We start from the raw sequence: 12,402 nt of genomic DNA, 5'->3' as shown, positions 1-12,402 counted from the left end.
TGGCTGCGGAAAGAAAAAGCGAAAGAGCATTTTACCGCTGATAAAGATGATCCGCGCTGATAAGAAAAGAAGCCTTTTCTTGTCAGTGATCAGCGCAAATCAGGGGAGTCGGCGGTTCATTCTTCTTCACTCATTCCTGTATTTACGAGATATCAGGTAAAAGCATATTGAAACTGCAAGTCTTAATCAGCGCCTGATTTTTTTGTGCCACTTTTTCTGCACAAGGACATAGCAGCAGCTATTAAGACAACATACAGAGCAATGGGCACTGATCGTCCCATAATACTCTCAGTCAGGGAAAACTGCATATAGGATAAGACAACAGCAACTCCGGCATATGCAACATCTCGAACTTCATCACTTCTTCGTATCCAATTGATAAAATAAACTAGTGGAAAGATATACAGCGCAAGTATCACAGGCAGTCCAGGTATACCATGGATGACCATGAATTGCAGATACATGTTGTGTGTTGAATCGTATTTCATGATTGGCTTGATAGAAGGATCGGTATTTGATTTTTCGCGGATGATGTGACCAAATCCATCGTCTCCGACACCAATCCAAGGATGCTCTCCAATAACGCCTATTGCTTCCTTCCATAACCTGAAATGGGCCGCTGTGGAAAAGTCTGTCGCATCTTCAAGGTTCTTTGGTTGACCGTTAAGGGTCTCAGCCATTGTTTGCAAGCCTGTTCGTACTCGTTTATCGATATTCGAGTCTGAAAAATAATATCCACTCAAAGCCACAATTATAATCAGGCCGAAAACTAGAGACCGTAACCTCCAAGCCTTGGGATGCTTTCCTATTTGTATCCAGAAGACCACAAGAAGTAATGGTGCTGCCATCAATGCTGCCCTTGTAGCAGAGATAAAAGCTGCCGTCATTCCCATCAGGACAGCAACTAGAGGAATAAGGGTCGTTGCTTTGTGTTTTTTCTCAAAAAACTGAACTCCTGCCAGACCGGCAAATCCCATGGCAACAGCCATGTCGCCGACCAAAATTGGATTGTATGCACCAGCAATTCGCTCACTTGTTCCCAGGATATAAGATAAGACACAGGACCAGACACCAGCGAATATAGCTCCAGCGCAGAGGCCGTACCAGAAAGTTTCCGATTTGATCTTTGTATGTACAAACAAATAATAAATTGGAATAAATGCCAACAATTTAAGCTCATGATCATACTGAAAGTCGGACTGATAGATATCCGCTGAGATCCAATGCAAGGGAACTGAAAGCAATCCCATGCCCAGGATTGCTGCAAAGGATACCATTACCGCTTTCTCTGACCAGGTAAAGAATATTCTCTTCTCTCTGGATAACCAGACACCAATTCCCAACATGCACAATAGTATCAAAATGGTGCTTGCAGCATGCGTAATCCATAAGGACATCAACGGAAGAAGAAAAACAAGCATATTAACTGTTTTATTATACGATATGGTTGACATATATTGTGTTGCTTCTTCTGGAATTGGGCACGTAGATGACCTAGGCCATAGCATAAACAAGGCCATGCAAACACAGATAACGAAAGGCCAAAAAGTCAGTGTAAAGAAAAGTCAGAAAATATCTGTACCCATGCTCCGTTCTTTTACGGCAAAATATCTGGAGAAAGATCACATCCGTTTGGGCATAAACAGAAGCTATAATAAACTATGACCTATGACAAGTGTTGGTTGTTCAACCTCAACAATAAAATTAACACTTACCTCAAAAGTGATTTTCGCGCATCTGAACAACCGGGACCAGAGTCAGAGCAGCATCACTCTCATCTCCCCAGCCGCTTCATGGAATAAATCTGCTCCAACCCCTGAATCCTCTGCGGCTTTCGCTCTCGCTTAGGCTGTATGATTTCCCGGAAGATCTCGAATCCCTGGCGGACGAACTCCCGAGAGCCGATGATTCCGGCATCGGCTTGCCCGGTGAAACCCTGCTTAATCTCCTTGACGTATTCGGAAAGGGACGTCCACTTCTGGCGGTAAAAGGGAATCTGCCGGTCATCAGGGAGTATTCATCCCCGTATCTGCGCTGAAAACTCTCTTTGACCTCATCATCCGAGATCTCGTCCTTCGGACGCATGGTCACCACCAGGTGGAAAAGGTTGCCCATAATTGCAAATCCAAGGACATCAACACAGTACAGGATCTTCAATCGCTTAATGAGATTCAGGAGATAGGTCTTATCCACATCGTGGATGGGCAGTCCGGGAAATGACATGGTATACCCCAGTTAAATCCCTTCGGGTGCCTCTTATCGAGGCAATTTATCAGGGCAAGCAGTGCTCTTGGAATCTCAGACAAAGCGGGGGTGCGGGGCATCAGAGACCTTCCATGCTCCATTCTCGCAACATAATATAACTGGCAACATAATGTCCCCGTTCTGGTCCACAAAAAGCCGCCCGGATAAATCCAGAGCGGCTTATCTGTGGGGGTTGCGCTGTTTAGTTGTCTGTGGCTCGATGGACCTGCTCTTTGAATTCTTCCAGCGAATCCACCCGGAAGGTCTGCTTGAAAAGCATCTTCAGGGTTTCGTGGGATTCAACGGAATTAATCCGTCTTACAAGGTCAGCGCTGATTGTCCCGAACTTTTCGCTTATGGCTTCCAGGAGCATTTCTCTGGACTGTTTGAGTTCGCCGCGTTGCTCCCCGCGTTGCTCATATTCTTCAGCCTTCCGATCAAAGTCATGCTGAAGCTCTTCCCGTATCTCTTGTAGTGCTGCGCCCGCCATATCCTCACCTCCTGGGAAACGTCTGGCATGCTGGACAACTCTCTGTGTCGGCACTGGGCTGGCTATCAAAACGTAACGGACAATTACCTTTAAGTATTCTTTCGCCTGCCCTTCGTCCGGCAGAGTCTCAATCAGATCATATATCTCCTGAAGCTTTGTGTCCATCTCTGGGTAGTGGATGTATTTCAGCAGGAGATGGAAGACCTCCATTACGGTCGTCGTCTTGAAAGATTCATCTCCCATGCTAAAGATTCATCTCCCATGCTGTGGATATCGTGCAGAATATGCCTGTACTTGGGAATGAAATCCCGGAAAGCGTCCGATGGTAAACGGAAATACTCCTCAAAGTCGACGCTGTATTTCCAGGATCTTGTACCATGATAAATAATCACCGGAACGATGATGGGCAAGCGCCTCCCCAACTGCTTATTCTTGAGCATCCGCATCCACTTCTGGACCTGATAGTTCAGAATTTGCAGCCGGGCAAATCGATCTGGAGAGCTTTTGTGCTCAAAAAGGAAGTACATTTCCAAGGTCTGATCACTGTCCAAGAAGGAGATCATTACCACCACGTCGGAGTAGAACTCCTTGAACTCTTCCGAGACATAACCCTCCATGTCAATCTCAATAGAGGACAGGTCCAGGTGGCTTTTGATCTCCTCCGGGATGTAATACTGGATAAAGTCCCGGACGAACTCATCTTGGCTGAAAAAGCTCTTGAAGCAGGCATCGTGATAATCGGTTACCTGGAAAGTCATAAGCCAAGTGCAGGTTCCCCTCTCATTCTATTAAAAAAAACCACCCCGGATAGATCCAGAGTGGCTCATCTATGATGAGTTATGCGCTGGTTAGTTGTCTGTGGCTCGGTGGACCTGCTCTTTGAACCCGTCCAGCGATTCCACTCTGAATATTTGCTTGAAGAGCATCCTTAGTGTTTCGTTGGACTCGATTGAGTTGATACGCCTGACAAGATCAGAACTGATTGTCCCGAATCTTTCACTTAGGGCTTCCAGGAGCATTTCCCGGGTAGCTCGTTGCTCACCTAACGTGATTCCTTCTGTTCGCCCCTCATCCTTTCCCTGCTCCATCCATTGATCGGCTAATGTATCCATAATTTTCTCACCTCCTTCCGGAAGGTACGACAAAGCTTTTTGGAAATCTTCCTGGACTAAAACTCCTGAGGCCTTCGTCAGGTATTTGAAAAATATCTCAATATACTCGGTGGCGGTATGTGATCCAAGAGCCTGCACAAAGCCTTGAACCAACCGGGGAAGCATCTCCTTGATCTGCGGTGAGTCCAAGGATTTGATCATCTCCACGTAGAAGCGAAGGATCACGTTCTCCTGGACCGACTGTGCATCCAGTCCCCGGACACTAAAAAAAGCAAAGGCAAAATCCGGGATGTAGGCCTTGAATGAATCTGAAGGCATTTCGACCAGATCATGAAACGAGATCCGAGGCTTCCAACTATCCTGCTCTTGATAAATCACAATTGGCAGGATCGGGGGCAGTTTGCCCATAATCAATTGCTGATCATACAGATCTTTCCATTGAAGTGCCATGTACCGCAGGATCTGCATTCCCACCAACGGTTCCGGAGCGCTTTTGTGCTCAAAAAGGAGATAGACCCTTGCAGACGGAAACTCTTCGTCCTTAAGCATGAGGCTGAAAACCAAATCCGCAAAATGCTTTCTCAAATTGTCATCTACATAGGAGACATTTTCCAGTCTCAGGGAATCCAGATCAATACTGCGCTGAATGTCTGGAGATAGATGCTGCTGCAAAAAGTACTTCGTAGTGTCCGGGTTTCGGAAGACCCTGTGGAACAAGCCTTCGTGCGGAGCATACTCTCTCTTTGAAGCCATGGGTCAAGGATACTTGGGATGAGGGCGATTGGCAAGCTGATAGTTATAATAACCTACCTGACGAAAGGTCGACAAAAAATCTCAACTTTTCCTGAAAGTTGAGATCTTGCTTTTACACTACTCAATCTGCTGTATTTCCATTCTTTTTCAAAGAACCACCTTCCAGTCACCTTCACTCAAAGCAAAAAACATCAATTTTATTGATCTCAATACCTATAATTTGATATAATGTTTTTAACCACCTCAAACACGGGTATTACCAGGTCTTTTAAACTACATCAAAATTTACGAATTCCATTCGGTTCGTCGAAGAACCAAATTTCTTCTCATTTCATTGGGGTCTTCCCATTTTACCGGGGCCTCACCCACGAACTCCTTGCCCGCCTGGTGAAATGAGCCACAGGCTCCCTGCCATGGGTAGGATTTTACTGGGGAGCCAATGATTCCGGCATCGCCTTGCCTGATAATCATCTATAAGGCACCTCCGAGTACGGTGAAGGGCAAATCCAAGGACATCAGCACAGTACAGGATTTTCAGGCGCTTGACGAGGTTCAGGAGATAGGTTTTGTCTACATCGTGGACAGGCAATCCAGTCAAAGCAGTTCTGGATATCACATGGTATACCCCAGTTAAATCCCTTCGGGTGCCTCTTATCGAGGCAATTTAACGGGGCAAGCAGTGCTCTTGGAATCTCAGACAAAGCGGGGGTGCGGGGTATCAGAGACCTTCTATGCTCCATTCTCGCTACATAATATAACTGGCAACATAATGTCCCCATTCTCTCTTTGGCACCAAAGTCAACTTATGCCGTATGGATATTGAAAAAATGACAACGCGTGTAATGGGTAATATTCTGTCACCCCAGTCTCTTCATGGAGTATACACCCTCCACTCCGCCTACAGGCGTGAACTTCCGCTCGTCCTTGGACCTCAGTAGGTGTTTGACCTGGTCGAAGACCTCCCCCACAAACTCCTTGGAGCCGATGATTCCAGCGTCGGTGAAGTAGCGGGTTCGGTACATGAATCGGTCCACCCGCCGGACTTTGTATTTCTTCTTCCGTTCCTTGTCCACGATCTTCTGGTCGATCACAGCCCCCTTGCCTGCATCCACAGCGCCGGTTTCGTAGACGAACTCCCGGTATTTGCGGACGATCTCTTTGGGCTTATGCTCGTTCCACTCCTTCATCCCGAAGTCCACACTCAAGAGAGCGCCCTTATTTCCGGTCTGGATATGGTAGCCCAGGGAACTCCATTTGTAATCCTCAGGCCGCTTCACAATCCCCGCCCGAATGGGATTTAAATCCACGTAGGCCAGGAGGTTGACCAGGGTTCGCCCGTCCTCCACAATCATGGACTTGAACCGATCCCCCCAGAAGTATCCTTTCCGATTGTACTTCTTGTTGTAATACCGGGTAAAGCCCTGCTTGATGTCCTTCACATAAGCAGCCAGGCTGCACAGCCGCTTACGCACCTCATCCACCTGCTCCTTGGCCAGATATTTGTCCTCCCCGTAGTATTCCTTGTACCGCTTGATGATTTCCTCGTCCGAAACCTCATCTTCCGGGTGCATGCGGACCACCAGGTGAAAATGGTTGCCCATAACACAGAAACCCAGTACATCCACGCAATACAGGATCTTCAGGCGCTTGATGAGACCCAGAAGATAGGTCTTGTCCACATCGTGGATGGGCAGGCCGGAAAGGGCGGTTCGAGAAATCACGTGGTACACCGTGCTCTTGGAATCACGGACAAACCGGGCTATGCGGGGCATGGGACACCTCCGGGGGATTGGTGGTGGGTGATGTTGGGTAGAGATTAGCCGAAGGCAGCCAAATTGTCAAATTAGCCTGTCCCCTTCTGCCCATCAATTCTCTTTTCCCCCTGATGCACTGGCTGCGGAAGAAAAAAGCGAAAGAGCTTGTACCGCTGATAAAGATGATCCGCGCTGATGAGAAAAGAAGCCTTTTCTTGTCAGTGATCAGCGAAAATCTGCGTAATCAGCGGTTGGTTCTTCTTTTTTTGGCCCTGTTGCACGATCTGCGGCCGTCTTTTTGCCCTCATTCCCGCGAAAGCGGAATACCAGGATCTCACCCCCATGCTTCAGGAACAAAACCACAGTCTTTTGTGCTTTCGTCTGTAGGGCGGGCTTGCCCTCAAGCCCAGCCCATTTCCCTACGCCACCCTTGGGTCCTGCCGGCCCGCCCGGCCACTGGAATCAATGAATCCCTACCTTTGGCTCGACGCTGCCCGTACATTGGCCAGGAACTGACGGAAAAATGCGGCAAAAACTCCCAAAATGACGCCCACAACCAGGGACAGAGCCACAATGACGGCATTGCCCATGCCTACAGGCTCATAAGATTCGGAAGCCAAGAAACTGACCCTTGTAGGGTGGCTGGCCTCCCGGATGGTTTCCACAGCACTTTTCTCATTGGATCGCTGAACGCGTACGCTTGCCAACTCTTCTCGTATATCGCCCATTTGCTGGGCTATAACCAGACTATTTTCATTTTGTGCACTGTATGAATGTTCAGACATCTCCTTAAGCTGCTGCTCAAGTGTATCTATTTGTTCATTTAGCAACTCCACACGGGATTGAAAAGGGCTTATATATAACTTTATCTTTTTTTGCAGCTCTGTGACATGCCTCTTTGCCAGTGCATCCGCTATACTCTGATGTAGCTTTTCAACTTTCTTTCTATCTTGAGACTCTGCTTCAGTTTTTAAAAGTACAGTATTATCTGAAGCCTCTTTATTTACTTCAACCTTAAATCTCTGCCCTTCTTCTTTTCCGAAAATGTTTTCTCGAGCTTGAGGAATAAGCAAATCCTGAAGCATAACCACGCTTTCATCCTTGGGAAAAACCAACTCAAGCCCGCCGGACCCCGGCCCGCCATGAACCCTGGCCAGCTCGATACCAGTCCGATATTCGAAGGTCTCGGATTTGATCAAGGCATATGCCAGCCCAAGGGCAAGACAGAGCACCGTAATGCCGACAATCGTCCATTTCCTCCGCGTTAGGATCAGCCATAAGTCCACAAGGCTGATCTCATCGTCGCCGGCATAGGCGTATTCGGCAGGCTGCAGGTAGACAACCTCTCTTCTGCTGATTTCCCCATCCCCATTACTTGTCTTGGATCCATTGTCCTGTCCGCTCACTGTCTCATCCCCTGTTGTCGTTGTCTGGTGCCACGGCCTGTGTCAGAAGCAGCCGATTTATCCAGCCTACTGTCCACTGCCCACCGAAATCACCACATCCCCGTTCCACGATCTGTGCACATAATCACTGTATCGTTCCAGCCTATTCACTGTGTTCGAATCCGGATAACCGCGGATATTATTTTTGTCTATGCATATGATTGAGTGCTCTGGCGATACTTGGTGCAGAAAATCCGTGCAGCTGGTATTTTTCGATCCATGATGTCCGGCAATCAGAACGTGTAGCCCATTTTCCCAATCAAGTGCCCCCTGCCGCATCAAGGCTTTCTCCACCTCGCTGCCCACATCGCCCATGATTAGGACTCGCTTGCCGGCATGGGACAGAGTAAACACCAGGGAGTTGCGGTTCAGATTAGGGCCGGTGATTTCTTCCGGCCACAAAAACTCAAGTTCCGCTCCTTGCCATACGGCTTGCTCACCTGCGCCCACTCCATCAACCCGATCATGCTTTTCAAGAACCTGCCCGGCCCAGCGGGTAAGATCCGAAATCCGCCTCGCTGGCGGCCGATGCCCGTTTTCAATGATCCGCACCCCGGGCCATTCCTCAACTACCCGGAACAAGCCCCCAGCATGATCCGGGTGCAGATGAGTCAGGATCAGCAGATCAAGCTTTTCAACCCCGTAACTGCGAATGTCCCGGACCAGCTGTGCCGCTCTGTGCGGCGGCCCGGCATCCACCAGCAAGCCGTGTCCGTCTTTTGCAAACAAAATCGCCTGGCCCTCACCCACATCCAGGGCCACCATGCGCATGCTCCCTGCCATGACAGTAGCAGGAGAGGAAATGACGATCGCATAAACCAATAGAGCCGCAGCGAATGAAACTAGAATGCGCCTCATGCACTTTCCCTCATAGACCACATCTTCCGCCCTCTGCCTCCTACCTACTGGCTACAGCCCACCGCCTCCTGCCCACACCGACTACCGACTCCCGCCCATTGCCACCCAATCACAGCTCCGAGAATGCCGGAAACTGCATTCATCCCCACATCGCGGAAGTCTCCGACCCGGCTGGGCAGATACAGCTGCAGCAGCTCATCGAACCCGGCCACGGCCAAGCACATGCCAAGCCCCTTCCAGAATCCGAACACCCGGATGCTGATAAAGCCCAGAGCTCCGAAAAGCAGGAGATGCAACTTCTCCTCCGGACGTTTCATGTCAAAGGTCAGAACCAAAACAACAGCTGCAAGACCTGCGGAAGCGATTTGCCCCGGACGGGGCCTGACCCGCCCCCGACGGAGTACAAGATAGAGGACGGCAATGGCCAACGCGGCCGTGACCGCATATCCCACCCAGGCCAGGGGAACCATTTCCTGGACCAAGTGCTGAAGCGGCCGCCCCCAAATGCATAGAACAAATATAACCGCCACATTAGTAGCCCACAGATACCGCCAATTCATGCGCGCATCATTTTCCATCGTCCAAATCTCCACACTCCAGATTTTACCTCAGGAAGAACTCTTAACCACTGACTAAAAAATGATTTTTTTTCATTAATCAGCGGAGATCTGCGTGATCAGCGGTTTATTCTTCATCACATTACCTGCGTATGCATGATACTGGATGTTTATGTATCAAGGACCCGCATAGGCCCTAAACTGTGACGGACTGAAGCCTATCACCTAATAGGCGCCTTTGCCTTTGATCATAGCCACGATTGTCATCCCGATTATCTTCAAGTCCAGCCATAGATTCCTGTTCAGGGCATACCAAGTATCCAGCTCAACACGTTCCTGATAATCCTCGGTATCACTCCTCTTGGTCACCTGCCAAATCCCTGTTATACCAGGCTTTATCGAACAATAAATGCCGCCATTTTCTTTATAATAGTCAGTCAGCTCTTGATACACGATTGGGCGAGCACCAACAACGCTCATCTCTCCCTTGAGGACATTAATAAACTGCGGAAGCTCGTCCAAACTGGTCTTCCGTAAATATTTTCCAATCCAGGTCACCCGAGGATCGTCCTTCAGCTTGAATGTTTTCTCCCACTCTTCGCGTGCTTCTGGATCTTTCTCCAGAATCCTCCGCAACCGCTCGTCTGCATCCACATGCATGGTTCGGAATTTGAGGCACAAGAACTCTCTGCCGGCTGCGGTTATCCGCCTGTGCTTGTAGAAAACAGGTCCCTTGCTGCTGGTTTTTATCAGCAAGGCAATTCCCAGGGTAACGGGTAGCGTCATAACGATTGCAGCTAAAGAAAAAACCACGTCGAATAAACGCTTCCTTCCACAGTCAGGATTAAAATCCATCAACAGCATATCACCCAACTGCTGAACACGGGTATTGAATATAGTAAAAGCGTTTAAGTCGGGTACCAAATATATATTTGCCCCTAGTGTCCTACAGTTTTCAAGAATAGCACGAATTTTCTTATCGGCTCGCAACGGCAAGGCGATATAAATAAAATCCAAGTGATTCGATTGTAAATATTCTGCTATATCTCCTATTGTGCCTAAAACTGGTTTATCAGACTCACTATAACTCCTTAACTGATCCGTTGTTTTTCGATCATCAAAATACCCAACAACTTGAATCCCAGTCCATGGGATTTTTTCTATATACTTTTCCAAATGCAGCCCTAAATCACCCGCGCCAACAATGGCCGCAACCCTCTGGTTGCCACCCTTGGTTCGTATAAGACGGAGACATTTGCGGGCAATGGCATGAAATGTAAAAAATATAATCGGAGTAGTAATAAACCATACAATCAATACAAATCGAGAATATCTTTCAGCAACTTTTAATGAAAAGAGCAGAAATAATATAATGCAGATTATAGTGATCCATCCGCCAAGAATGGATCTGAATTCACGAATCAACCCCTCCCCGCGCCAAGATTTATACAGATCTGTATAATGAAAAATCACAAGGCTCAAGAAAAAGGATACAAGAGACAAGTCTTGATATGGCTCTGACCAGAATCCGATATACAGCATTACAAGTGGATAGAGCAGCAGAGCAACCACTGCACTATCAATCAATCGTAATCCAATCGACAGAATTGGAGCTGACTCTCTAAGGGATGGTTTTATATTTGATAACATACCGTAAATTTCCTATTTCCAAGGCTTATATCCAACTAAACAGCAGATAATAATTGCAAAAACAAATGTTATGCAATTTTTTCACATGCGCTTAAAACAAATTCTTTAATTTCTTCAGTGAATCTATCGAGGTCAAATGTTTTTGCCTGGTTTCTACATGCTTCCGATGTAATGTTGCTCTTAGTTTTTTCAAACTCTTCCACAGCTTCGATAATGCTTACTTCTGATTGTTCACGAAAAAAAAGCCCGGTCTCGCCCTCTACAATCGTTTCTAACGCACCCCCTCGGCCGTACGCAATAACCGGCCTGCCGGAAGCCATGGCTTCCACCGGCACGATGCCGAAGTCTTCCATTCCGGGGAAAATCAAAGCCCGACATCTGGCAAAATGTTTCTTGATAACCTCGAACGGTTGTTTTCCCATCAAAACAATATTTTTTTTGGCAATTTTCTGCAACATACTTAATTGCTCGCCATCACCTATAACAACAAGCCGCTTTCCCATCCGGTTAAAGGCCCTTACTGCAAGATCTGCCCTTTTGTAACCCACAAGCTGCCCCACCATTAGATAAAAATCTTTTGGCTCATCAGAAGAATAAAATTCATCCACGGCTACTGGCGGATAAATGACCGTTGCGTTCTGCCTGTAATACTTACGGATTCTTGATGCCACATAATTTGAATTTGCGATGAAGTGATCAACTCGCTGTGCAGATGCCAAATCCCACATCCGCATGTAATGCAGTAGCGGTGTCATGGCCAGACGTTTTAATGGGCCGGCCTGTTTTTTATAGTCATGATACATATCCCAGAGATACCGCATGGGCGTATGGCAGTAGCAGATATGAAGTGCATCTGGTCGGGTCAGAACCCCCTTTGCCGGCCCGGACTCGCTGCTGATCACTAGGTCATAGTCTCTTAAGTCAAACTGTTCCAGTGCAAGGGGCATAAGTGGCAGGTAGTTTTGATATAATCTTTTTGAAAAAGGAAGGTCTTGAATAAATGAAGTGTATACATTATGGTTTGCAATTTTTTCTGACACAGCCTTGAGGTCGTAAACATGAGTAAAGATGTCAGCATCAGGGAAAATATCAAGCAGGGCGCTGAGGACTTTTTCTCCGCCGCGCATGCCAATGAGCCAGTAATGGACGATCGCGGTTTTCATTTACTGCCCAGATAAAAATTTGTTTCCAACTGCTCCCTCACAGGGTAATCTATGAATTGTCAGTGACCGCGGTAATAGGGCCAGTCCATGATCACGCTAATAGGGCCAGTTTATGTGCACTTAATGGAGCCACCTGATGATCACCTTAATCGGGCCACCTCATGATCGGCCTAATGAGGCCAGCTCATGATCACCGTAATGGAGCCACTCAGGTGATTAAGTAGCTTCCTTGCCATTTTGAAGGTTTCGAACCTCCCTCATTAAGGATATCTCCCTGGAAAGACAACACTTCCAAGGAGGTACAATGTCAAACAGGAGGTTCGAAATGTATCAGTACCAGCACGTCATCCACCGGATGCGCCTCGGAGATTCAGAC

General features: G+C 47.6%; 11 protein-coding genes. All 11 read right to left on the bottom strand.

The annotated features are described in order from the left end of the window. Positions 1-182: 182 nt before the first annotated feature. On the bottom strand, positions 183-1,454 hold the full coding sequence (locus N902_RS0113810) for an O-antigen ligase family protein (RefSeq protein ID WP_161635194.1): 1,272 nt from the start codon (positions 1,452-1,454) through the stop codon (positions 183-185). Between the two features lie 337 nt (positions 1,455-1,791). Further along, positions 1,792-2,223, bottom strand: coding sequence for a hypothetical protein (locus N902_RS0113800; RefSeq protein ID WP_027371390.1), 432 nt, complete (start codon positions 2,221-2,223; stop codon positions 1,792-1,794). 223 nt (positions 2,224-2,446) lie between these two features. Next, positions 2,447-2,977 carry a hypothetical protein gene (locus N902_RS20415; RefSeq protein WP_244147429.1) on the bottom strand — a complete coding sequence of 177 codons (531 nt, stop codon included), beginning with the start codon at positions 2,975-2,977 and terminating at the stop codon, positions 2,447-2,449. Then, positions 2,944-3,492: an Rpn family recombination-promoting nuclease/putative transposase gene (locus tag N902_RS20410; protein ID WP_027371388.1), complete on the bottom strand. Its 549-nt coding sequence runs from the start codon at positions 3,490-3,492 to the stop codon at positions 2,944-2,946. The genes N902_RS20415 and N902_RS20410 overlap by 34 nt, the downstream gene beginning before the upstream one ends. Positions 3,493-3,582: 90 nt before the next feature. After that, the gene (locus N902_RS0113785) at positions 3,583-4,599 is read right to left on the bottom strand and encodes an Rpn family recombination-promoting nuclease/putative transposase (protein WP_027371387.1); all 1,017 of its coding nucleotides are present in this window, start codon (positions 4,597-4,599) and stop codon (positions 3,583-3,585) included. Positions 4,600-5,456: 857 nt separating this feature from the next. Further along, on the bottom strand, positions 5,457-6,371 hold the full coding sequence (locus tag N902_RS0113775) for a transposase (protein WP_027371385.1): 915 nt from the start codon (positions 6,369-6,371) through the stop codon (positions 5,457-5,459). A gap of 455 nt (positions 6,372-6,826) precedes the next feature. Continuing rightward, positions 6,827-7,759, bottom strand: a complete 933-nt coding sequence (locus tag N902_RS0113770) for a Wzz/FepE/Etk N-terminal domain-containing protein (RefSeq protein ID WP_027371384.1) — start codon at positions 7,757-7,759, stop codon at positions 6,827-6,829. A 66-nt stretch (positions 7,760-7,825) separates the two neighbouring features. Beyond that, positions 7,826-8,677: a ComEC/Rec2 family competence protein gene (locus N902_RS0113765; protein ID WP_153304233.1), complete on the bottom strand. Its 852-nt coding sequence runs from the start codon at positions 8,675-8,677 to the stop codon at positions 7,826-7,828. 23 nt (positions 8,678-8,700) lie between these two features. Then, positions 8,701-9,216: a VanZ family protein gene (locus tag N902_RS0113760; protein WP_161635193.1), complete on the bottom strand. Its 516-nt coding sequence runs from the start codon at positions 9,214-9,216 to the stop codon at positions 8,701-8,703. A gap of 222 nt (positions 9,217-9,438) precedes the next feature. Further along, positions 9,439-10,863 (bottom strand): sugar transferase, encoded by a 1,425-nt coding sequence (locus tag N902_RS19465; RefSeq protein ID WP_084288413.1) that lies wholly within the window; start codon positions 10,861-10,863, stop codon positions 9,439-9,441. 68 nt (positions 10,864-10,931) lie between these two features. Beyond that, on the bottom strand, positions 10,932-12,026 hold the full coding sequence (locus tag N902_RS18030; RefSeq protein WP_051564609.1) for a glycosyltransferase family 4 protein: 1,095 nt from the start codon (positions 12,024-12,026) through the stop codon (positions 10,932-10,934). Between the last annotated feature and the right edge of the window lie 376 nt (positions 12,027-12,402).

Source organism: Desulfovermiculus halophilus DSM 18834 (assembly GCF_000620765.1).
Classification (GTDB): Bacteria; Desulfobacterota; Desulfovibrionia; order Desulfovibrionales; family Desulfothermaceae; genus Desulfovermiculus; species Desulfovermiculus halophilus.
The sequence above is the reverse complement of the archived record's forward strand: the minus strand, read 5'-3'. Positions and strand labels throughout refer to the sequence as shown.